The following is a 22,400-nucleotide window of genomic DNA, read 5'->3' as shown; positions in this document are numbered from 1 at the left end:
CTCCCTTCATTTATCAACTGATAAATAGAATACCATATTTTCACTTATCAATCGATAAATATGCTTAAAAAAAATGACAACAAGCGATACTACTCACATGCTCCCGTTATAGCATATAGATAGTAACATTCATTCGTCATCACTCTGATTAAGTTATACCTCTTTTTCGCACAATCCAAACAAAATAAAGTCAACCTTCTCTTTCACACGAACACTTATCGGTTCATTGCTTTCAAACCTACTCATTCGAGAGAAAAGTGGACTGATTGCTGAAAGGAAAAAACGAGCAGCACGTTCAGCAGTAACATCTTCGCGAATTGTTCCGCTAACTTCTAATTGCTCAAAAACATTCTGAAATGGTTGTAAATATGTGTCTTTCCATAAAGTATAAAGAAAAAACTGGTTTTCTTCTTTTAACTCGTTCAAAATATCATGAATCATTAGTAAAATATTAGTCGGATGTTTTTCAATAAGCATCACAGCCATTTCGTTCAACCTATCCACTGGAAGCAAATTTTTCTGTATTAACTTATCCATGTCAGCTTGAATACTTGTCGTGAGCTCCTTTACAACTTCAAGATAGAGCATTTCTTTATCTTTAAAATGATGGTAAAGCGCCGGCTGCGTAATACCCGCATTAACAGCGATCTCGCGCGTTGACACACTCCGATACCCTTTTTCCATAAATAAGTTTCTGCCAGCATCTAAAATTTTCTTACGCGTTATTAAAAATTCCTCTGCTCGACTTCTCTTTACCATGTAAAACGCTCCTTTTCCTCTACTTCCTCTTATTTTATCATCATTATGAGCAAACAAACAAGATTTTTCCTAAACCTTTTTTGAATGAAAGCTGACATCCCTTTCCTAAAAAAACATTCTTTCCTACTAAATTTGAGTTGAAAAATCAAATGAATTTCACTTTTTTGTAAGATAATCTAACAAAATTTGCGGAATCAATAAAAAATTCTTGCAATTTAAATTTATTTATGTATTATAGTGGCATAAATAAATTATTCAATGTTAGTTTATCTAACATATAAGGAGAGTTGAATATGGAATCTGTCTTTATGTTTTTTTGTACATTGTTAGTTTGGCTTATGACACCAGGAATCGCCTTATTTTACGGTGGAATGGTACGTCGAAAAAATGTTTTAAGCACAGCGATGTATAGTTTTGCATCCATGGCTGTCATATCGATTTTGTGGGTTATTGTAGGTTATTCACTCGCATTTTCTCCAAATAACGGCTTCATTGGTGGTTTTGAGTGGAGCTTTTTAAACCAAGTAGGCTTTGCCCCAAATGAACTTTATAGCGATGCCATTCCTCATTTACTATTTATGATGTTCCAAATGACATTTGCTGTTTTAACCGTTGCCATCATATCTGGCGCTTTCGCAGAACGAATGAATTTCGCCGCTTACCTTGTGTTCATCGTCCTATGGTCCCTACTCGTCTATTCACCCGTTGCGCACTGGGTTTGGGGAGATGGCGGCTTTCTTCGCAACCTTGGCGCACTCGATTTTGCTGGCGGAAATGTCGTCCATATTAGCTCAGGTATTACCGGTCTCGTTCTTGCAATTATGCTCGGTCGAAGAAAAGAAGTCGATACAGCTTCACCACACAATCTTCCGCTTGCTTTAATCGGTGGAATCCTTGTTTGGTTCGGTTGGTACGGCTTTAATGTCGGTAGTGCACTCACAATCGATAATGTCGCGATGGCCGCGTTCGTCAATACAAATACAGCTGCAGCTGCAGGTATTATCGGCTGGTGCTTAGTCGAATGGCTTACAAATAAACGCCCTACAATGCTTGGTACAATTTCAGGCGCCATCGCTGGTCTCGTTTCTATTACACCTGCTGCCGGGTTCGTCACCGTCCCTGCATCCATGCTTATCGGATTCCTTGGGGGTGCACTTTGTTACTGGGGCGTTTTCTGGTTGAAGGGTAAAATTAAATATGATGATGCACTAGATGCATTTGGCCTTCACGGAATTGGCGGCATTTGGGGCGGCATCGCAACCGGGTTATTCGCCACAACCAAAATCAACGAAGCTGGCGCTGACGGTTTATTTTACGGGAATCCCTCACTACTCTTTAAACAACTTGCCGCGATTTCTATCACCATCGTTTTTGTCGCCGCTGCAACCGTCATTATCGTTGCACTCATCAAGCTTTTCCTACCGCTCCGTGTTAGCGAAGAGCAAGAGTATAAAGGACTTGACTTAACACTTCACGGCGAAAAAGCTTATCATGATTAAAAAGGAGGTTTTACCATGGAAAATTTAACAAAAATTGAAATTATTACGCGCCCCAATCGATTTGAAGCATTCCAAAAAGAATTAGCTAAAATCGGTGTTAGCGGCTTAACTGTAACCAAAGCACTCGGCACTGGTCTTGAAAAAGGTTTCATCGAATTGTATCGCGGTAAAAAGAAAGAGAATAACATTCATGAGCGCATGAAAATCGAAATCGTAGTTAGTACCGTACCTGTTGAAGAAGTTTTACGCGTCGTTAAACACACACTGCGCACTGGGGAAGCAGGCGATGGGAAAGTTTTTATTTATCCGCTTAGCGAAGTCATTAAAATTAGCACTGGGGAAACTGGAACCCAAGCACTTCAAGATTCACCCTCTGAAAATTAAAATTAACCAAATAAATGCCTCCTTTTCTAAAAAAATCATGAGAAATTATCTTTTCCTCTTTACTATGAGCGGAATACAGCTATAATTGATAGTGAGATGTAATTAGATTGGAGGCGCGAGCTCATTTTATGCGTAAAATTCCCATTTTCACGATAATCGCTGTTTTACTCATTGGTGGCGGATATTTTTACTATCAACATATGAGCACGAGAGTTGATATTACTTTTAATTTTACTCCAACCAAAAAATCAGCAGATCATACTGTTAGCGGCACAATTGACGGTGCGGGTACCGAAGTAGTTACCATCCCGCTCTCTGAAGAAATGTGGAAAACCGTTAAAAAGGGCAGTCGTTATAACGTAGAAGCGACATTTTATAATAAAAATAAAGTTAGTCAAGATGTAGCAAAAAAATTACAAGGTCCTTTCTGGGAAAACGAGGCCAATCAAGGTCTTCTTGTGAATAAGGTTAAGGTTGACAATATAGAAGCCATTACGACCGGATTTTAAAAAAGAGGTGTGAAGCCAAAAACTTCACACCTCTTTTTTATTTATTCTTTTTTAGGAATCGTCAAGCCGAGCTCATCAAGCTGTGCTGTGCTTACTTCACCAGGTGCATTTGTAAGTGGGTCAACAGCACTCCCTGTTTTAGGGAAAGCAATTGTATCACGCAAGTTGTTTTTTCCTGCCAGAATCATCACGATACGGTCGAGTCCGAGTGCGATGCCACCATGAGGCGGTGTACCGTAGTCAAGCGCATCCATGAGGAAGCCAAACTGTTCTTCTGCTGCTTCGTCCGTAAAACCAAGGGCGCGGAACATTTTTTGCTGCACTTCTTTTTGGTAGATACGAAGCGAGCCGCCACCGATTTCATAGCCGTTAAGTACGATATCATAGGCCTCCGCCATCGCCTCACTTGGCTTTTCTTCCAAAAGAGGAATGTCTTCAGCTCTTGGTAAAGTAAACGGATGATGTGCGGAAACGTAACGATTTGCTTCTTCATCGTATTCAAATAGTGGCCAATCTGTCACCCACAAGAAAGCCAATTTGCTTTCGTCGATTAGTTCAAGTTCTTTCCCAAGTTTTGAGCGGAGGGCCCCAAGAGAAGCTGCAACAACTTCTGGTTGATCTGCTGCAAAAAGAAGTAAGTCACCTGTCTCTGCGTCAAGTACTTTTCGTAGCTCAGTCTGCTTGTTTTTATCAAAGAACTTCGCAATTGGTCCTTTTAACTCGGCTTCTTCTACTTTAAGCCACGCGAGTCCTTTTGCACCATAAGTACCGACAAATTCGCCTAGCGCATCGATTTCTTTACGTGAATATTTATCGGCCGCGGCTTTGGCATTAATTGCTTTTACAACACCTCCAGCTTGAATGGCCGATGTAAACACTTTAAATGGCACATCGCTTACAACAGCTGAAATATCAGTCAGCTCAAGGTCAAAACGCACATCTGGTTTATCACTTCCGTAGCGCGACATCGCTTCGCTGTAGGTCATACGTGGAAATGGAGCTTGTATTTCTATACCCTTCGCTTCCCGGACCACATTTACAAGCATCTCTTCAGTTAAAGCTTGAATTTCTTCTTTAGATAAAAAGCTAGTTTCAAGGTCGACTTGGGTGAATTCAGGTTGGCGATCGCCTCTTAAATCTTCGTCACGGAAACAACGAACAATTTGGTAATACTTGTCAAATCCAGCTGTCATTAAAAGCTGTTTTAATATTTGCGGTGATTGCGGTAGCGCGTAAAAATTCCCTGGATAAACGCGGCTTGGAACTAAATAATCACGCGCCCCTTCAGGTGTACTTTTTGTTAAATACGGCGTTTCAATATCATAAAAGCCGAGTTTATTTAACGTTTCACGGAAAACGCGCGTAACGGTATGACGCATTTTAAAGGTTTCTGCCATTTCTTTACGACGCAAATCAAGATAGCGATATTTTAAACGTAGCTCATCAGAAACATTAATTCCGTCTTCAATATAAAACGGTGGTGTTTTGGAGCGATTCAAAATGGTTACACTAGACGCCACAATCTCCACTTTTCCTGTTGGAATTTTCGTATTAATAACCGCCTCATCACGTGCTGCAACTTTCCCTTTTACAGTAATGACAAACTCCGAACGAATGGACTCTGCAACACGAAGTGCTTCCTCAGAAAATTCGGGATTAAAGACCACTTGCACAATTCCTTCGCGGTCACGCATATCAATAAAGATAAGGCCACCTAAATCACGACGTTTTTGTACCCAGCCATGTAATACGACTTCTTGGTCAATATAGTTTTCTGTTACTTCTCCACAATACGCTGTTCTTTTTTCCACGTTTTTTCCTCCTTAGGGTTTCGTTAAACGGCTAACAAGTTCTCCAGCTGAAACTGAAATTTGCTCACCTGTTTCCATATTTTTTAGCGGGTAGACACCAGACGCTAACTCATCTTCTCCAATGATAATGGTATATTTTGCTTCTTTACGATTCGCGTCTTTCATTTGCGCTTTAAATTTGCGTTTTTGATAATCTTTATCCACACTAATTCCAGCGTTTCTAAGTTTATTCACAATTTTAACGGCTTCAAGTTCCGCTGCCTCCCCTGCCGCAATCACATAACAGCATAGTTCTTTATCTTTTGGAATTTCGACATTTGCGACATCAAGCGCAAGCAAAGTACGCTCTACGCCCATTCCAAAGCCAATTCCAGGCGTTTCTGGTCCATCAAATTCTTCTACAAGCCCGTGATAACGACCGCCACCACAAAGCGTTGTTTTCGCTCCAAAACCTTCTTCATCACTCATGATTTCAAAAGTTGTATGGTTATAATAATCAAGTCCACGTACAAGCGTTGCATCAACCGTAAATGGAATTTCAATTGCCTCTAAAAACCTTTTTACTTGATTAAAATAAGCAATTGATTCATCGTTTAGAAAATCCAAAATTGACGGTGCTGTTTGAACGAGCGGATGTGCGTGATCCGTTTTGCAGTCCAAAATACGCAACGGATTTTTATGCAATCTGCTTTGACAATCCGAACAAAATTCATCAATGCGTGGTTCAAAATGCGCAATGAGTGCCTCGCGGTGTTTCAAGCGGCTTTCTTTATCTCCTAAACTATTAATGGTTAATGAAATATTTTTAAGTCCAATAGATTTATAAAAATTCATCGCAAGCGCAATGATTTCCACATCAATAGCAGGATCTGCACTCCCAATTGCCTCCACACCAATTTGGGTGAATTGTCGCTGGCGCCCGCCTTGTGGCCGCTCATAGCGAAACATTGGTCCATTGTAGTATAGCTTCACTGGTTGATTAACATCACCAAACATTTTATGCTCGACAAACGCACGAACAACCGAAGCAGTTCCTTCTGGACGGAGTGTTAAACTCCGATTTTTTTTATCTTGAAAGGTGTACATTTCTTTTGAAACGATATCCGTTGAATCCCCTACACCACGCTCAAATAATTCTGTATGTTCAAAAATAGGCGTACGAATTTCTTCATAACGATAGTTTTCACAAATCTCACGAAATTTATCTTCAAGAAAATGCCATTTTTGTACCTCTTCCGGTAAAATATCTCGCGTGCCACGCGGTAATTGAATTTTCATCACATTTCCTCCTTTTTTGAATATAAAAAATCCCTCGTCACTTGTTCGAAAACAAGGGACGAGAGATGTAGATTCACCCGTGGTACCACCCTAATTGGAATTTTATAATTCCCACTCTTCCGTTAACGCCGGAGTACGTTTTGACCTACTTATTTTCGGTCAAAACCTCGAAAGTGTCTTTCCAAAAAGTTTCACCATGAATTTCTCTCAGCAAATGAAATTCTCTCTTTTATGGGAGTGATTTTTTGTACTTTTCTTCGTCATCAGTTTAAATATGAATTATTTCTAGATTACTAAAAAAAATGGTTAAAGTCAATTGGATAATTGAAAAACGCTAAAAGTCTATCTACACTCAGACGAAAAAATTTTTCCCTTTTTTCAAAAAATTATGGTTAATAGTTCCATGAAAGCGTAATTTATGGTACCATTTTAATGACCTGAAGAAGTTTTTATAAAGGTGGTGCAACAATTTCGTGAAAAATAAATTTTTATTTATTACCGTTTTATCAGCGTTACTCATTGCGGCGGGGGTTATTACAACGATTGCAATGGCGAATGCAAATGCGGTTCGCGTTCAGGCGGAAGTTTTAAACGTGAGAAACGGTCCAGGTCTTGCTTATGATGTCACAAGTCAAGTCCGAAAAGGTGACGTACTTCGCGTCATTGGAGAAGAAAATAAATGGTACAAAGTTCGGTTAGACAACGGAAATAGCGGTTGGGTGGCTAGCTGGCTCGTAGAAAACACGGATGTGAGCGCTGCAAGTAATAGTACGGCGGTCGTAAGCTCTGAAAATGGATTAAATGTTCGGTCCAAACCATCAACTGACAGCACCGTTTTAGGTATATTAAATACAGGTGATCAAATTAATGTTGTGAGTGAACAAAATGGCTGGGCTCAAATTCAATATAAAGGGCAAAATGCTTGGGTAAATGCGAGTTACATAACGATTCGCGAATCAACGACAAAAGTTGATCAAAGTAATTTGCAAAGTTTAACGATTCGTGACGACTCCACAAACATTCGAAGCAAACCTGATTTAAGTGGTCAAGTTATTGAAAAAGCAAACTCTGGTCATTCTTACGGAATCCAAGGTGTGCAAGGTGACTGGTATCAAGTACAAACTTCTGATGGGAAGACGGGGTACGTCGCAAACTGGGTTGTTGATGTTGGTAATAGTAAAGAAAAACCGGCTAAATCAAAAACAACAAAACTTTCTGAAGCAACTATCGTTCTAGATCCAGGCCATGGTGGAAATGATCCTGGGGCAAAAGGTGAAAATGGAACAATTGAAAAGAAGGCAACGTTAAAAACGGCAAATGCGATTAAAGCTCGACTTGAACAAGCGGGCGCTAAAGTCATTATGACCCGTGACCACGATGAATATATTTCACTACGTCAACGAACAAAAATTGCTTCGAAAAACAATGCTGATGCATTTGTAAGCTTACATTATGATAGTCTTGAACATAATGATGAGAGCGTGAGCGGTCAAACAACTTATTATTATGACAGTAGTGATAAGGGACTTGCCAAAAGCATTAATAAAAGTTTAGGAAATATCCTTCCAACAACAAATCGAGGCGCCCGCGTTGGTGACTTTTATGTTGTTCGTGAAAATGAGCAACCTGCTGTTTTACTTGAACTTGGTTATTTAAGTTCAAAAGCTGATGAAGCTAATATTAATTCTAGTTCTTATCGCACAAAAATTGCTGAAGGTGTTACAGAAGGACTCGCAAATTATTTCGCTAACTAAAAAAAGCCGGGAAGTTCATATGAACTTCCCGGCTTTCCCTATTTCATTAAATCATCTGAGTCAAGCAAAATCGTGACTGGTCCGTCATTAGTAAGCGAAACTTTCATATCCGCTCCGAAAACTCCAACGTCTACGCCTAAACCAGCTTTCCCCAACTTTTTATTAAATAAATTGTATAATTTTTCTGCTTCCGCACCCGGTGCTGAGTCAGTGAAACTTGGTCGGCGTCCTTTTCTCACGTCCGCATAAAGTGTGAACTGTGAAACGCTAAGCACGTTTCCAGAAACTTCCTGAATAGATAAATTCATTTTCTGATTTTCATCTTCAAACACTCGGAGATTTGCAATTTTTTGTACTAAACAATCAATTTCACGTTCCGTATCCGTATGAGTAAAGCCGACAAGAAGCAAAAAGCCTTGTGGAATTTCTGCAATAATTTCGTCATCAATCGTTACACTAGCACTTGTCACCCGTTGAAGCACAACACGCATAGTCCATCATCTCCCTAGCTCATTAATCGTCTAACTGTATAAACATCTGGAATTTGCTTAATTTTATCCACAACTCGCTGTAAATGATTAATATTATGAATTTGCAAAGTTAACACGAGTGTTGCCATTTTATTATTATCCACTTTTGCATTTACACCGTTAATATTCGACGTCAAACTATTAATAACTTGCAAAATATCATTTAACAAGCCGTTACGATTATAACCATAAATTTCAATATCTACATTATAATCATTTTTTGCTTGTAAGTCCGCATCCTCCCACTCTACACCGATAAGACGTTCACTTTCGATTGACTGCACATTTGGACAATCCGAACGGTGAATTGAAATACCACGCCCTTTCGTGATATAACCAACAATTTCATCACCAGGAACAGGATTACAACATCTTGATAGACGGATTAGTAAATTGCCAACGCCTTGAACAACTACACCTGCATTATGCTTAATCTTAAGCTTCTCGTTATTGGCCTCCGCATTGCTATTTCGCGCTTCTGCTTGCGAAAGCAATTTCTCTGTTTTTTCCTCTTCGTCACGTTCTTTTCGCTCTTTCTCCGTCAAACGATTTGCCACTTGAAGCGCCGTAATTCCGTTATACCCAACAGCAGCAAACAAATCATCTTCATGAGCAAAATTCAGCTTCGTAAGGAGTCGTCCGAGATTTTCATTCGTCATAATCTTTTTAGGTTCAAAATCCATTTGACGAAGTTCTTTTTCAACCAAATCCCGACCTTTTTCGACATTTTCTTCTTTCGCTTGTCGTTTAAAGAATTGACGGATTTTATTTCTCGCCTGCGATGTCTGCACGAGTTTTAACCAGTCACGACTTGGACCATAAGAGTGCTTCGACGTTAAAATATCGATAATATCCCCCGTCTTCAACTTATAGTCAAGCGTGACAATTTTACCATTTACCTTCGCGCCAATCGTTTTATTGCCAATTTCCGTATGAATTCGGTAGGCGAAATCAAGTGGAACCGATCCGTTTGGTAGCTCGTAAACATCGCCTTTTGGAGTAAAGACATACACCACATCCGCAAATAAATCTAATTTTAATGATTCCATAAACTCTTCCGCATTATCAGATTCATTCTGGTATTCCAAAATTTCGCGGAACCATGTCATTTTATTATCGAATGACGTTTTTGAATTTACAACTTTCCCTTCTTTATAAGCCCAGTGCGCCGCAACCCCGTATTCCGCAATTTGATGCATCTCATGTGTTCGAATTTGCACTTCGAGCGGCTCGCCTTGCGGTCCAATTACTGTCGTATGAAGCGACTGATACATATTTGATTTTGGCATTGCAATATAATCTTTAAACCGACCAGGCATTGGCTTCCAGCGCGTATGAATGACACCTAATACCGCATAACAATCTTTAATGCTGCTTACTAAAATCCGAACTGCTAGCAAATCGTATATTTCATTAAACTGCTTATGTTGTTCTGACATTTTCCGGTAGATGGAATAAATATGTTTTGGTCTACCAGAAATATCCGCTTGAATATTTAATTCGTCTAAATTATCTGAAACACCGTCAATTACATCTTGCAAATAACGTTCACGTGCACCGCGTTTTTGTTTCATTAAATGGACAATGCGGTAATATTGCTGCGGATTTAAATAGCGCAGTGCTGTATCTTCAAGCTCCCACTTCACTCGACTAATTCCAAGTCTATGAGCAAGTGGCGCAAAAATTTCAAGTGTTTCCGTTGAAATGCGGCGCTGCTTTTCTACCGGAAGATGCTTTAGAGTACGCATATTATGCAGACGGTCAGCCAACTTGATTAAAATAACACGAATATCTTGTGCCATCGCAATGAACATTTTCCGATGATTTTCAGCTTGTTGCTCTTCGTGCGATTTATATTTAATTTTCCCAAGTTTTGTCACGCCATCAACTAGCATCGCCACTTCTTCATTAAACGCTTCCGTTAAGTCTACAAGGGTTACATCCGTATCTTCGACAACATCGTGTAAGAAACCTGCCGCTACCGTTTCAGGGTCCATTCTTAACTCGACAAGAATTCCCGCTACTTGAATTGGATGAATAATATATGGCTCTCCCGATTTTCTAAATTGCTCACTATGTGCGTCGCGCGCATATTCATAAGCCTTTTTCACAATTTTCAGATGCGATTCATTCATATAATTAGAAGCCATCTCAATGACTTGTTCTGCCGTCAAATTTTGCTCTTTCGCCATTTTATCCACCCCCTTCTTTCCCTCTTAATAAAAATAGATTCATAGTTCTCATTATACACGACAAAAGTGGCTTTAGAAAGTAGTTTCCATGTGTCGTTAGAAAAAAACACTTTCCAACTGGAAAATGTTTTTTCTAACTTAAAAGTCCATTAAAATCAAACGATCATAACCATTTAATTTTTTATGTCCTTCTAATTCCGTAAGTTCAATTAAAAAGGCACAGCCAGCAACAATTCCACCAAGTTTTTCTACAAGTTTAATCGTTGCTTCAATCGTACCACCCGTTGCCAGTAAATCATCAGTAATCAGCACGCGTTGCCCTGGCTTAATTGCATCTTTATGCATGGTGAGCGTATTTGTACCATATTCAAGTTCATATTCCATTTCAATCGTTTCACGCGGTAGCTTGCCGGGTTTACGTACCGGCGCAAAACCAATACCAAGCGCATACGCAACCGGACAACCGATAATGAAGCCTCGTGCTTCTGGTCCGACAATCAAATCTACTTGCAATTTCAAAGCATACTCCACAATTTGATCTGTCGCAAATTTATAAGCTTCACCGTTATTCATAAGCGGTGTGATATCCTTAAATACAATGCCTTCTTTTGGCCAATCCTCCACGATTGCGACAAATTTTTTAAGATCATTTAAATCCATGTTTATTCCTCCAAAGTGGGTAGGCACTAAGCCTCCATAATTCGCTTCATCCAGCTAAATAATTCATTAAAGCTCGCATAAAGCAGTTTTTCTTGTGTTGCAATTTTTTGTTTTTTCGACTGATAAATTTCGGCTTCTTCTAAATTTCGTTTTTCTAAAAAATCATTTAATAAAATCACGCCATTTTCTATTTTAACAAAGTCCAGCTCAAAAAACACGTTTGACATGAAATCAATTTGCTGTTTGCTCCAACCAAACTTTTTATTTAAGGCAGGACCATACTTTTCGAGGGAAAAAGGTTGATATTTTTTAATCAAAGCAAATAGATTCGTAAATGCCAATCTATCTGGCAGCGATTCTAAATCTTGACTTTCTGATGCACCGAAATGAATGTAAATCCGTTCTGGCTGGAACTTTTTAATGAACGGTTCCACGTGGCTCACCTCTTTCGGCAAGTCAACAAAAACCACTTCCCGTGCGTATTCCCTATCATCAGGCGTAAACACCACATTTTCCGCAATCGCTGGAAGTTTCGTCACGGTTTCTTGGTTAAAGCAGATGAAAACCCGTTCGCGCTCCGATTCTTTTAATAAACGTTGCCATTCTGTTCGATTACGCGCATCAAAAAGTTGAAATTGATCCACCTCAAGATCTACCAATCTAAGTTGCGGCTTTCGAATATGATTCCATTCATTTACATTCAATTCGCCAACAACACTAACAAGCGCATTTTGTGCCAAATTATCCGCCAAGTCCCCCAAATTAAAGCCAATCCCATCTAATTGCGCGTTTTCGTCTGTTAGGACTGTTTTCAAATGCGTCTTATCCGCCCCAATGCGTTTCGTATCTTTCAAATAAATTTCTTCAAATTGGAAAATTGGCTTTACATTACCCGTTCCAAATGGTGCCATTTTGTCAATCATCTGAATGAACTCAAGCGAAACATCCGCTAATTGCAAAGTGTCTTCTACGCTAAGCTCACGTTTTATACTCGTCACATCTACTGCGTCCGCCTGCTCAATTAAAGCAGTCTCGAGCGCCTCCAAATTGCTAAGCGATACAGTCATGCCAGCTGCCATTGGATGCCCACCAAACGCTTCAAGGATAGCTCTATTTTTATCAAGTTCCTGATATAAATGGAAGTTTGGCACACTCCTACCAGAACCTTTCGCCATTTGCGTCTCTTCGTTAATGGCTAGACAGATGACTGGACGATTGAACTTCTCTACTAATTTCGATGCAACAATTCCTAGCACACCGGGATTCCAGTCTTTTTTAGCAATCACAACCATGCTTGGAATTTCAGCTTTTGCCTCCAAAATCGAAATGGCTTGAGCGGTTATATCAGCAACAAGTTCCCGTCTATTTACGTTTGCCTCATCAATTTCCAGAGCTAAGTATTCGGCTTCGTCGTCGTCAAAAGCGAGCAGCAATTCTGCAGCGGGGTCAGCTGCCCCTAGACGTCCAACAGCGTTTAATCTTGGGGCAATGGCAAAACCAATTGTTTCTTCATTTGCTTCCTCTAATTTAACACTTGCTTTCGAAGCGAGAACACGAAGACCTGTGTTTGGTTTTTCACGAAGTACTTGGAGCCCCTTTTGAACAAAAAGACGATTTTCATCGGTCAATGAAACGAGGTCCGCAACGGTTCCAACAGCTACCAAATCTAGTAAATGTACGGGTTCTTCGCCAAGCAGCGCATGTGAAAGTTTATAGCTAACGCCAACCCCCGCTAAATCTTCAAAAGGATAGTTTGAGTCGGGGTGTTTAGGGTGAATGACTGCAACAGCTTGCGGCAATGTTTCACGCATTTCATGGTGGTCAGTTATAATGACATCTATTCCGATTTCTTGTGCAAAATCCATGACTTGAAGGGCGGCAATTCCGTTATCTACTGTGATAATCAAATCAAATCCTTGGTTTTTAATCATTTGAAAAGCATCTTGATTTGGTCCATATCCTTCCGTAAAGCGATTTGGAATATAAAACTGTACGAATGCCCCTAAGCTTTCTAGCGTCTTATAGAGCACGGCAATGCTCGTCACACCATCTGCATCATAATCACCGTAAATCATAATTTTCTCGCCTGCTTGAATAGCAGATTTAATCCGCTTTACAGCCTGATCCATTTCTGCGAGTAAAAAAGGGTCATAGCTCGCATATTTTGCAGGATTCATAAATTTATCAAACTGTCCTTCAGTTGTAATCTTACGTTTTACAAGCATTTTCGCAAGCGGAAGCGACACATTCAACTCTTTAGCTAGGTTTGCTACTTTTTCACCGTCAATTTCTTCAGTTTTCCATCTGTATTTGGAATGAATCACAATTCCCCCCACCTTTCAACCCTCCTATTATATCCGAAAATAGCAGAAAAACCAATAGTAAAAAGCCCAAATCAAAATTAATTGGAGCTTTCAAATTGCCAATAATCCGTAGATATTGGACTTTTATAACATTCCCTCCATTTCGGCACCCGTGCACAAAAAAGTTTGGAATAAAATTAGTGTTTACACTCTTCTAAAAGCGCATTTATTATTTCTGTTCGTCTTGATTTTGGCTCGGTAACTCTACCGCTTTTTCCGTTTCTTCTGCATCTCGAATTGAGATTGTAGAAGTTTTCGTCTGCATGGCTTTTGCCGCAGCAAGCTGTCGTTCTAAATTAGTTTTTTCCTCAAGAAGTTGTTTGATTTGTTTGTTCATACCTCGTACTTTTGCGATATTTAGACAAAAAATAATTAAACCGCCGATAAGAACTGAACCTAAAATAACTAATATAAGCGGCCACTCCAACTGTGCAAAAAAGAAATTGATTTCGACTGCTTCAACGTTCATAATTGCAAACACTGCAATTAATATAGCTAAAATGATCCCTACAATAACCTGCCACTGATTTTTCATAACATCCGTCTCCTTTTTTCTAATTATATACATTTATTCCCGCTAAAAATTATGCTAAAACAAAAGCCGGACATCTCGTCCGACTTTTGTTACACGACTTTATACCATAGGCTGCGAAGGGTTTCTTCTTTTCTTTTTCTTAACAGTGGCAACGGGGCCTTTTTTATTCACTTGGTGTGCTTTAAAGACGTACCATAACTGCATCGCCATGAAAATTGAAGAGAATACACTTGAGACGAGTCCAACAAGTAAAGCAATTGAGAAGCTTAAAATGGATTCACTACCGAAGATGACAAGTGCTACTACGGTGAAAATAACCGTTAAAATTGTGTTAATCGAACGGGTGAACGTTTGGCGTAAACCATGATTAACAGCAAATGCCACATCTTCTTTCGTTTTATAGCGTCCCATCTTACGCCCAATATCTCGAATCCGGTCGGCCGTTACAATTGTGTCGTTAATCGAATACCCGATAACAGTCAGAACGGCTGCAATAAACGTCAAATCAACCTCAATCTGGAAGATACTGAAGAATATGAAGATGGTGAAAGCATCAAATAGTAACGATAGAATCGCTGCAATCCCCATATAAAATTCAAAACGAATGGCGATATAGATGACAATGAGTACCGAAGCAATTGCCATAGCATACAAGCCGTTTTTCGCAAGTTCTTTCCCAACTGTTGGCGTTACTGTACTAATGCTCGGTTCATGTTTATATTCTTCTTCAAAATGCGTTTTAAACTTCGCAATCTCATCTTGCGAAAGAGCACCTTTGTAAGAAACTACCGCCGTTTTGTTGTCCTTACCTTGGAAGACAATATTATCTGATGGCATATCAATATCATCTAAATCTTTTTTAATCTGCTGTTCTGTAAGTGGTGAATCAGAAGTAATTTCTGCTCTCGTACCACTCGCAAAATCAATACCCAGATTAAGTTTAAAGACACTCAAAACAACAATACCAATAACCACAATGCTCGTGAAGATCCACAAGAACAGGCGGTGGTTTTTAACGAAATCAAAACGGTCAAATGGCGTTTTTAAGTCGTATGTGCTGATGCCATCATGTAAGTTATGAATCGAACTCGGTTTCACACTAAATGCACGTGGTTTATTATTTAAAACGTTACTCTTAACAAGTAAGCCGAGTAATACACGTGAGCCCCAAACGGCTGTTAGGAAGCTGACTAAAATACTAATAATTAGGACTGTCGCAAATCCTTTAATCGAACTTGTTCCAAAATAGAATAGAACACAGGCAACAAGTAAAGTCGAAATGTTTCCGTCAAAAATAGCGCGGAAAGCTTCTTTTACGCCGACTTCAAACGCCGCTTTCGTCGATCGTCCGACTTTTAGCTCCTCTTTTATTCGCTCATAGGTGATAACGTTCGCGTCAACAGCCATCCCTATCCCGAGAATCAGTCCAGCAATCCCTGGAAGCGTTAGTGTTGCATTAAGTAAAGCGAGAACAAGTAGAACAATGTAAGTATATGCAACAAGTGTCACACATGCAATAATCCCAGGAATACGATATACAAGCATCATAAAGATGAAAATAGCCGCAACACCGATAATTCCAGCAAGAATCGTTTCATCAAGTGCATCTTGACCAAACTGTGCCCCAACAGACGTAGAATATACCTCTGTCATCTTAACTGGTAAAGCCCCTGAGTTTAATAAGTTGGCTAAGTCTTTTGCTTCTTCAACAGTGAAGTTACCCGAAATTTCAACCTTATTTGTGTCTAAAACTTGGTTGACATTTGGTGCCGATAAGTATGCAGGATCTTTTTTAGTTTTTTCTACTTGATATTTTTGGCCCTCTTTCCAATCTAACCAAATAACGAGTTGATTATCTGGTTTTTCAGCCAAAATAGTTTTTGTCACATCCGCGAATTTATCCGCACTTTTTAGTTTCAATGTGACAATTGGTTGGTTATTTTGATCAAAAGCTTGTTTTGCTCCTCCAGGAACTAAATCAGAACCATCCATCATAAGTTTATCATTTGCATCCCTAAAAGAAAGTTCCGCCGTTGTCGATAACATTTTTCGTGCTTCGTTTTGATCTGTAACTCCAGCGAGCTGGACACGAATTCGATTGTTACCTTCAATTGTGATGCTAGGCTCAGCTACGCCGATACTATTAATACGGCGATCGAGGGCACTCACAGTATCTGTAAGTGTCTGTTTAGTCACTTCACCTTTTCCAGAAGCAGGTTCTACTTGATAAAGCACTTCAAATCCGCCCTGTAAATCTAGTCCTAAATTAATATTTTGTAAAACCATTTTCCCTGTACTGAAAACGACCCCAAAAATAATTGCCACGACTAGGAAGAAGGTTACTAACCTACTTTTCTTAATCATTTCTTTTCCTCCCTCATCTAAACCATGTAATGCTATTTAGAAAGTTCAGAAGATACCTCTTCGTTATCTTCCGAAGTCTCCGTTTCATTGCTTGCGCTAACGTTAACTACTGTCTCACTGGATGTTTTAGATGTTTTTGTAATAAAGTCCATTAATTGTCCAATGTTCATCTGCATAATATCATTGACGCGTTCATGCAAATTCGGAGTGGGATTTGTAGCCCATTTAACTTCTGTTAAAAATGACCAAATGTGTTCTGGTTTGATTTCTCTATAACTGAGAAGATGGAAATCTTCCACTTTTATTAAAATAGCTGGTTCCAAACTTTCATACCAGTCTTCGTGCAACATAGCACTTCCCCTCCCTCATTTTACAATCAACTATTCTCATTTTATCTAAAAAGTGGGCAAATGAAAAGCAGAAAGTGAAAAATCCACATAAATGACACATTTCACGGTCCATATGAAACAAAAGAATTGCTCTAGCTGGACTAGAGCAATTCTTTTATTTTTCTTCTGCTTCTTTTTCAGTTTCAATGTTATCTTCAACTGGTTCAGCTTGCACCACTTCAGGAGTAGCATTTCCTTTTTCAAGAACTGTACGAATCGCATTGCGATCGAATGTAAGCTTTGTATTGCCAGTTTTTAGTACGACAGTGCCGTCTTCGATAGCTTCGACAATGCCGTGAAGACCACCAATCGTAATAATCTTGTCGCCTTTTGCTAAACTATTTTGCATGTTTGTTACTTCTTTTTGACGCTTTTGTTGAGGTCTGATTAGCAAGAAGTAGAACAAGACAATCATCAAAATAATTGGAATAAATGCTGTTAAACCACCCAAAAATTGTCAGCTCCTTTAAAAAAATATTTATTAAAAATTTTTCGCATTTGGCCCATTAAAACCATATTGCTCAAAAAATTCTTCACGAAACTCTAGCAGACGGTCAAAGCGAATTGCTTCACGTACTTGCTCCATTAAGTGTAACAGAAAATGTAAATTATGATAAGTCGTAAGTCTTATTCCAAATGTTTCATCGCACCGAATTAGATGGCGAATGTAGGCTCTGGAATAATTTTGACAGGTGTAACAAGAACAATTTTCATCAAGTGGACCAAAATCCGTTGCGAATTTGGCATTTTTAATCACAAGACGTCCGTTTGAAGTCATACATGTTCCATTACGTGCAATGCGTGTTGGTAAGACACAGTCGAACATATCAATGCCTCTAATGACCCCATCAATTAATGAATCTGGCGAACCAACACCCATTAAATAGCGGGGTTTTCCACTTGGGAGAAAAGGTGTTGTAAATTCTAGCACTTCATTCATGACGTCTTTCGGTTCGCCTACTGAGAGGCCGCCAATCGAATAACCAGGAAAATCAAGTGACACTAAATCTTCCGCACTTTGACGTCGCAAATCTTCATAGGCTCCGCCTTGCACGATACCAAATAAGCCTTGAATGTTTGGTTTCATGTGTGCTTTTAAGCCGCGCTCAGCCCATCGTGATGTACGTTCAACAGAGCGCTTCATATATTCGTGTGTAGCTGGATATGGTGGGCACTCGTCAAAGCTCATCATAATGTCAGAGCCGAGTGCATTTTGAATTTGAATGGCCTTCTCAGGCGATAAAAATAATTTATCACCATTTAAATGATTGCGAAAATGAACGCCTTCCTCTTTAATATCACGCATATCGCTTAGGCTAAAAACTTGAAAGCCTCCTGAATCGGTTAAAATGGGTTGATCCCAGTTCATAAACTTATGCAAACCGCCTGCTTGCTCAATCAATTGTTCACCAGGCCTTAGCCATAGGTGATAAGTGTTGCTTAAAATAACACCTGCACCCATTTGTTTAAGCTCTTCTGGTGACATGGTTTTGACAGTTGCTTGCGTACCAACAGGCATGAACATAGGCGTATCAAACGTACCATGTGGGGTATGTAATTTCCCTAATCTCGCACCTGTTTTTTTATCAGTTTTAATTAATTCATAACGAATAGCTGTCATGTGTTACCTCTTTCTTTTTACTCTACTAAATAGCATAACGAAAATAAACATAGAAAACAAGTTTTTTCACAAAATTAATGAATAAACATTGCATCGCCAAAACTAAAAAAACGATACTTGTCTTCTACAGCATGATGATAGGCTTGTAAAATATTCTCACGCGTTGATAAAGCTGAAACAAGCATGATGAGTGTAGATTTTGGTAAGTGGAAATTGGTAATTAAAGCATCTACCGCTTTGAATGTGTAGCCAGGGAAGATAAAAATATCCGTCCAGCCAGAATCAGCTTTTATTTCACCATCAAATTTTGTGGCAATCGTTTCTAATGTCCGAATAGAGGTCGTGCCAACAGCAACAATTTGTTTGCCATTTGTCTTCACTTGATTTAAAATCGTCGCCGTTTCTTCCGTCAAACGATAAAATTCCGAATGCATTTTATGGTTTTCCGTATCGCTCACGTCTACAGGACGAAACGTGCCAAGCCCAACATGGAGCGTCACGAAACATACATGAATGCCTTTAGACCGAATTGCATCTAAAAGTTCTTCAGTGAAGTGAAGCCCAGCAGTTGGGGCAGCAGCAGAACCATTTTCGCGTGCATAAACCGTTTGATAACGCTCCTGATTACTTAGCTGCTCTTTAATATAAGGCGGAAGCGGCATTTCCCCGAGATTTTCAAGCACCTCATAAAAAATACCCGTATAATGAAACTCTAAAATACGACCGCCGTGCTCAAGCTCCTCGGTGCACGTCGCCGAAAGCTCACCCGCACCAAACGTAATTTTTGCGCCGACACGAATACGTTTTGCCGGTTTCACAAGCGTTTCCCACTTATTTCCTTCTTTTTGTTTTAATAAAAGCACTTCGATATGTGCACCCGTCTCCTCTTTAATTCCGTGGAGGCGAGCAGGTAAGACACGCGTATCATTTAAAACCAGCGCATCACCTTCATTTAAATAATCTATAATATTGGTAAATTTTTTATCGCTTAAATCCCCCGTTTTTTTATCAAGCACCATTAAGCGACTTGACGTGCGGTCAAGTAATGGCGTTTGAGCAATGAGAGATTCTGGCAAATCAAAATCAAAATCTTCAACTTTCATTCATCGACACCTTTTTCGTTTTGAATTCCAAAATGGTCGTACGCTAATTGTGTCGCGAGTCGACCTCTTGGTGTACGCTGCAAAAAGCCAATTTGCAGTAAATACGGCTCATGCATATCTTCAATCGTTTCGCGCTCCTCCCCAATACTCGCCGAAATCGTATCAAGTCCGACTGGCCCTCCGCGAAATGATGTCATAATCGTTTGCAAAAGCTTTTGATCAATTGTATCAAGTCCCCGTGGATCGACACGTAAAAGTGTTAATGCATCACGCGCAACGTCATAAGAAACAAGCCCGTCACCTTTTACCTCAGCAAAATCACGGACGCGTTTTAATAAACGATTAGCAATTCGCGGTGTTCCGCGCGATCGTCTAGCAAGTTCAAGTGCACCATCTGCACTAATTTCCGTCGTTAAAATTTTAGCCGTCCGTAAAATGATGTCCATTAACTGTTCTTCTGTATAAAATTCCAAATGATCAATGACACCAAAGCGGTCACGCAGTGGCGCTGATAATTGTCCCGCGCGTGTCGTCGCCCCAATTAGTGTAAATGGCGGTAAATCAAGGCGCACCGATCTTGCAGACGGCCCGTTTCCAATAACAATATCTAAGCAATAATCCTCCATCGCAGGATAAAGCACTTCCTCAATGGACTTTGATAGTCGGTGAATTTCATCAATGAAAAGCACATCACCTGGTTCAAGTGATGTTAAAATTGTAGCTAAGTCGCCTGGACGCTCAATTGCTGGCCCACTTGTCGTTTTTATGTTTGTTCCAAGCTCGTTCGCAATGACCATCGCAAGAGTCGTTTTCCCTAAACCAGGAGGGCCGTATAAAAGCACATGATCCAGTGCTTCTTCTCTTCTCCTTGCTGCCTCAATAAAAACGCCAAGATTATGTTTTACTTTGTCTTGACCAATGTATTCCGCAAGCAATTGTGGCCGCAAGCTTGTTTCAAACGAGATTTCCTGGGAACTCACATTTTCGGAAGAAACAATACGCTCATCCATGCCACATCCCTCCTTAATTTGTCATTAATTTTAAAGCTAACTTAATATAGCCATCACTTGTAAGTAACTCATCTTCAAGTTTTGGAACAATTTTCTTCAGTTCGCGCTCGCTATAACCGAGTGCCTGCAAGGCAAGAACCGCTTCCTCAAGTTGTGGCGAAAGCCCATCTGTAATCTCTTTTTTGGCTACAAAATGAGGAATCTCACTTGTCACGACGTCGCCTAGCTTTCCTTTTAAGTCAAGGATAATCTGACGCGCTGTTTTTTTCCCAACACTAGGGAATTTCGTTAAATAAACATCGTCTTCGATTTCAATTGCATTAATTAATTGTGTTGCGTCCCCTGCAGCTGTTATCGCGAGCGCGCTTTTAGGACCAATGCCAGAAACACCTAACAATTTTTTAAACAAAAAGCGCTCTTCCGTCGTTTGAAATCCGTAAAGCGTGATATTATCCTCACGAACATGTTGATGCAAATAGACTTTTGTTTCTTTTCCTTCTTGTGCTGCAAAAGCAAATGGATTCCCAGCAACAATTTGGTAGCCAACTCCGTAAACTTCCACAACTACATATTCTGGTGTAATGGCCGCAATCTGGCCTTTCATATATTCATACACGTCAATTCGCCCTTTCTGTCATACCATACCATTCATGATAGCATATTACGAACATTTGTGCTAACAATCGTATTATAGTTCTGCAATGCAGTCTTTAATAACCTGTGCTGAATGTTTAAACGCTTGCTCTTCTTCGCTATTTAGCTTTAATTCAATAATTTCTTTAACGCCTTCCTGATTCAAAACAGCTGGGACTCCAATCGCTAAATCGCGTTCCCCGTACTCGCCTTCAAGTACACACGACACCGTAAGTGCACGTTGACTACCACTAAAAATGTGCCGGCAAATTTCAACGATTGTACCACCAATTCCGTATTCCGTACAACCTTTTTGGTGATAAATTTCAAAACCTGTGTCTCGTGCAATCTCCCCGATTGCTTTCAAATTAAGAGAATCGCCTAGCTTCTCCGCACTATATTCATTCACTGGTTTTCCGTAAATAGAAGAGTGCGACCAAACTGGAAACTGCGAATCGCCGTGCTCGCCTAAAATGAAGGCGTCAATACTTTGTGCCGCAATATCAAGACGCTCCGCAAGCAATCGACGAAGTCGAGTTGTATCCAGCCATACACCCGTACCTAGAACACGATTTTTAGGCAAGCCCGACAACTTCCAAACTTGATAGGTAATAATATCACAAGGGTTTGTAGCCACCAGAAAAATGCCATTAAATCCGCCTTTCATCATTTCTGGAATGATGCCCGCCACAATTTTCGATGTACTTTTTTGTTCATCAAGCCGTGTTTGTCCTTCTTTTAAAGCCCCTGCAGTCACTGTAATGACGGCAATATCCACATCTTTACAATCTCTAGCTTCACGCACAGAAATATCCATTTTTCCCGGAATAAATGCTGCTGCATCAGCCAAGTCTTTCCGATTTCCTTCCACACGATCTTCATTTATGTCAACTAAAATAAGTTCTTCGATAAAACGCTGATTTACAAAAGCGTGAGCCGCCGCAGTTCCTACATTCCCCGCTCCAATAATCATAACTTTCCGTGGTTTCATTCATTTACTCCCCTT

20 protein-coding genes and 1 other annotated feature are annotated in these 22,400 nt (G+C 39.8%); of the genes, 4 read left to right on the top strand and 16 right to left on the bottom strand.

What is annotated here, in order from left to right; translation table 11 throughout:
- Nucleotides 1-153 precede the first annotated feature (153 nt).
- Entirely contained in the window at nucleotides 154-759 is a 606-nt protein-coding gene (locus R8923_RS01310) for a TetR/AcrR family transcriptional regulator (RefSeq protein ID WP_485870948.1), read from the bottom strand.
- Between the two features lie 293 nt (nucleotides 760-1,052).
- Between R8923_RS01310 and R8923_RS01305 the strand changes: the two genes are divergently transcribed.
- The 3 genes from R8923_RS01305 (at nucleotide 1,053) to R8923_RS01295 (ending at nucleotide 3,151) form a co-directional block, all read left to right on the top strand.
- The gene (locus tag R8923_RS01305; RefSeq protein WP_485870947.1) at nucleotides 1,053-2,258 is read left to right on the top strand and encodes an ammonium transporter; all 1,206 of its coding nucleotides are present in this window, start codon (nucleotides 1,053-1,055) and stop codon (nucleotides 2,256-2,258) included.
- A gap of 15 nt (nucleotides 2,259-2,273) precedes the next feature.
- Nucleotides 2,274-2,642 (top strand): P-II family nitrogen regulator, encoded by a 369-nt coding sequence (locus R8923_RS01300; RefSeq protein WP_485870946.1) that lies wholly within the window; start codon nucleotides 2,274-2,276, stop codon nucleotides 2,640-2,642.
- 128 nt (nucleotides 2,643-2,770) lie between these two features.
- On the top strand, nucleotides 2,771-3,151 hold the full coding sequence (locus R8923_RS01295) for a hypothetical protein (protein WP_485870945.1): 381 nt from the start codon (nucleotides 2,771-2,773) through the stop codon (nucleotides 3,149-3,151).
- A gap of 41 nt (nucleotides 3,152-3,192) precedes the next feature.
- Here R8923_RS01295 and aspS read toward each other — a convergent pair whose 3' ends face one another.
- Nucleotides 3,193-4,962 carry an aspartate--tRNA ligase gene (gene aspS / locus R8923_RS01290; protein ID WP_485870944.1) on the bottom strand — a complete coding sequence of 590 codons (1,770 nt, stop codon included), beginning with the start codon at nucleotides 4,960-4,962 and terminating at the stop codon, nucleotides 3,193-3,195.
- Between the two features lie 12 nt (nucleotides 4,963-4,974).
- On the bottom strand, nucleotides 4,975-6,240 hold the full coding sequence (hisS, locus tag R8923_RS01285; protein ID WP_485870943.1) for a histidine--tRNA ligase: 1,266 nt from the start codon (nucleotides 6,238-6,240) through the stop codon (nucleotides 4,975-4,977).
- 51 nt (nucleotides 6,241-6,291) lie between these two features.
- Nucleotides 6,292-6,513, bottom strand: a binding site (T-box leader).
- 200 nt (nucleotides 6,514-6,713) lie between these two features.
- Here hisS and R8923_RS01280 point away from each other — a divergent pair.
- Complete coding sequence (locus tag R8923_RS01280) at nucleotides 6,714-7,994, top strand: N-acetylmuramoyl-L-alanine amidase family protein (protein ID WP_485870942.1); 1,281 nt, start codon at nucleotides 6,714-6,716, stop codon at nucleotides 7,992-7,994.
- A gap of 38 nt (nucleotides 7,995-8,032) precedes the next feature.
- On the opposite strand, the gene dtd is transcribed toward R8923_RS01280, so the two are convergent.
- From dtd to R8923_RS01215, 13 genes are all read right to left on the bottom strand, one after another.
- Nucleotides 8,033-8,485 carry a D-aminoacyl-tRNA deacylase gene (gene dtd / locus R8923_RS01275; protein ID WP_485870941.1) on the bottom strand — a complete coding sequence of 151 codons (453 nt, stop codon included), beginning with the start codon at nucleotides 8,483-8,485 and terminating at the stop codon, nucleotides 8,033-8,035.
- Nucleotides 8,486-8,499: 14 nt separating this feature from the next.
- Nucleotides 8,500-10,716 carry a RelA/SpoT family protein gene (locus tag R8923_RS01270; RefSeq protein WP_485870940.1) on the bottom strand — a complete coding sequence of 739 codons (2,217 nt, stop codon included), beginning with the start codon at nucleotides 10,714-10,716 and terminating at the stop codon, nucleotides 8,500-8,502.
- A 138-nt stretch (nucleotides 10,717-10,854) separates the two neighbouring features.
- Nucleotides 10,855-11,376: an adenine phosphoribosyltransferase gene (locus R8923_RS01265; RefSeq protein WP_485870939.1), complete on the bottom strand. Its 522-nt coding sequence runs from the start codon at nucleotides 11,374-11,376 to the stop codon at nucleotides 10,855-10,857.
- Nucleotides 11,377-11,402: 26 nt separating this feature from the next.
- Nucleotides 11,403-13,700 (bottom strand): single-stranded-DNA-specific exonuclease RecJ, encoded by a 2,298-nt coding sequence (gene recJ, locus R8923_RS01260; RefSeq protein WP_485871209.1) that lies wholly within the window; start codon nucleotides 13,698-13,700, stop codon nucleotides 11,403-11,405.
- Nucleotides 13,701-13,908: 208 nt separating this feature from the next.
- The gene (locus R8923_RS01255) at nucleotides 13,909-14,274 is read right to left on the bottom strand and encodes a LapA family protein (protein WP_485870938.1); all 366 of its coding nucleotides are present in this window, start codon (nucleotides 14,272-14,274) and stop codon (nucleotides 13,909-13,911) included.
- A gap of 99 nt (nucleotides 14,275-14,373) precedes the next feature.
- The gene (secDF, locus tag R8923_RS01250) at nucleotides 14,374-16,638 is read right to left on the bottom strand and encodes a protein translocase subunit SecDF (RefSeq protein WP_485870937.1); all 2,265 of its coding nucleotides are present in this window, start codon (nucleotides 16,636-16,638) and stop codon (nucleotides 14,374-14,376) included.
- 32 nt (nucleotides 16,639-16,670) lie between these two features.
- Nucleotides 16,671-16,988: a post-transcriptional regulator gene (locus tag R8923_RS01245; protein ID WP_485870936.1), complete on the bottom strand. Its 318-nt coding sequence runs from the start codon at nucleotides 16,986-16,988 to the stop codon at nucleotides 16,671-16,673.
- Between the two features lie 154 nt (nucleotides 16,989-17,142).
- Nucleotides 17,143-17,478, bottom strand: a complete 336-nt coding sequence (gene yajC, locus R8923_RS01240) for a preprotein translocase subunit YajC (RefSeq protein ID WP_485870935.1) — start codon at nucleotides 17,476-17,478, stop codon at nucleotides 17,143-17,145.
- Nucleotides 17,479-17,508: 30 nt separating this feature from the next.
- A complete protein-coding gene (gene tgt, locus R8923_RS01235) occupies nucleotides 17,509-18,648 on the bottom strand; it encodes a tRNA guanosine(34) transglycosylase Tgt (protein ID WP_485870934.1) in 1,140 nt (379 codons plus the stop codon).
- 74 nt (nucleotides 18,649-18,722) lie between these two features.
- Complete coding sequence (queA, locus tag R8923_RS01230; RefSeq protein WP_485870933.1) at nucleotides 18,723-19,751, bottom strand: tRNA preQ1(34) S-adenosylmethionine ribosyltransferase-isomerase QueA; 1,029 nt, start codon at nucleotides 19,749-19,751, stop codon at nucleotides 18,723-18,725.
- Nucleotides 19,748-20,761: a Holliday junction branch migration DNA helicase RuvB gene (gene ruvB / locus R8923_RS01225; protein WP_485870932.1), complete on the bottom strand. Its 1,014-nt coding sequence runs from the start codon at nucleotides 20,759-20,761 to the stop codon at nucleotides 19,748-19,750. The genes queA and ruvB overlap by 4 nt, the downstream gene beginning before the upstream one ends.
- Nucleotides 20,762-20,774: 13 nt before the next feature.
- On the bottom strand, nucleotides 20,775-21,377 hold the full coding sequence (gene ruvA, locus R8923_RS01220) for a Holliday junction branch migration protein RuvA (RefSeq protein WP_485870931.1): 603 nt from the start codon (nucleotides 21,375-21,377) through the stop codon (nucleotides 20,775-20,777).
- A gap of 72 nt (nucleotides 21,378-21,449) precedes the next feature.
- Nucleotides 21,450-22,385: an L-lactate dehydrogenase gene (locus tag R8923_RS01215; RefSeq protein ID WP_485870930.1), complete on the bottom strand. Its 936-nt coding sequence runs from the start codon at nucleotides 22,383-22,385 to the stop codon at nucleotides 21,450-21,452.
- Nucleotides 22,386-22,400: the final 15 nt, after the last annotated feature.

The organism is Listeria tempestatis, from assembly GCF_963575625.1.
GTDB classification, from domain to species: Bacteria; Bacillota; Bacilli; order Lactobacillales; family Listeriaceae; genus Listeria; species Listeria tempestatis.
Note: the sequence above shows the minus strand (reverse complement) of the source record. Positions and strands in the feature narration are given on the sequence as shown.

What these genes read in the sequence shown, in the direction of transcription:
- dtd (WP_485870941.1), bottom strand. Translation starts at nt 8,485, where the DNA reads ATGCGTGTTGTGCTTCAACGGGTGACAAGTGCTAGTGTAACGATTGAT.
- hisS (WP_485870943.1), bottom strand. Translation starts at nt 6,240, where the DNA reads ATGAAAATTCAATTACCGCGTGGCACGCGAGATATTTTACCGGAAGAG.
- queA (WP_485870933.1), bottom strand. Translation starts at nt 19,751, where the DNA reads ATGAAAGTTGAAGATTTTGATTTTGATTTGCCAGAATCTCTCATTGCT.
- R8923_RS01295 (WP_485870945.1), top strand. Translation starts at nt 2,771, where the DNA reads ATGCGTAAAATTCCCATTTTCACGATAATCGCTGTTTTACTCATTGGT.
- R8923_RS01300 (WP_485870946.1), top strand. Translation starts at nt 2,274, where the DNA reads ATGGAAAATTTAACAAAAATTGAAATTATTACGCGCCCCAATCGATTT.
- R8923_RS01305 (WP_485870947.1), top strand. Translation starts at nt 1,053, where the DNA reads ATGGAATCTGTCTTTATGTTTTTTTGTACATTGTTAGTTTGGCTTATG.
- R8923_RS01265 (WP_485870939.1), bottom strand. Translation starts at nt 11,376, where the DNA reads ATGGATTTAAATGATCTTAAAAAATTTGTCGCAATCGTGGAGGATTGG.
- R8923_RS01215 (WP_485870930.1), bottom strand. Translation starts at nt 22,385, where the DNA reads ATGAAACCACGGAAAGTTATGATTATTGGAGCGGGGAATGTAGGAACT.
- R8923_RS01245 (WP_485870936.1), bottom strand. Translation starts at nt 16,988, where the DNA reads ATGTTGCACGAAGACTGGTATGAAAGTTTGGAACCAGCTATTTTAATA.
- R8923_RS01270 (WP_485870940.1), bottom strand. Translation starts at nt 10,716, where the DNA reads ATGGCGAAAGAGCAAAATTTGACGGCAGAACAAGTCATTGAGATGGCT.
- R8923_RS01255 (WP_485870938.1), bottom strand. Translation starts at nt 14,274, where the DNA reads ATGAAAAATCAGTGGCAGGTTATTGTAGGGATCATTTTAGCTATATTA.
- ruvB (WP_485870932.1), bottom strand. Translation starts at nt 20,761, where the DNA reads ATGGATGAGCGTATTGTTTCTTCCGAAAATGTGAGTTCCCAGGAAATC.
- secDF (WP_485870937.1), bottom strand. Translation starts at nt 16,638, where the DNA reads ATGATTAAGAAAAGTAGGTTAGTAACCTTCTTCCTAGTCGTGGCAATT.
- R8923_RS01310 (WP_485870948.1), bottom strand. Translation starts at nt 759, where the DNA reads ATGGTAAAGAGAAGTCGAGCAGAGGAATTTTTAATAACGCGTAAGAAA.
- tgt (WP_485870934.1), bottom strand. Translation starts at nt 18,648, where the DNA reads ATGACAGCTATTCGTTATGAATTAATTAAAACTGATAAAAAAACAGGT.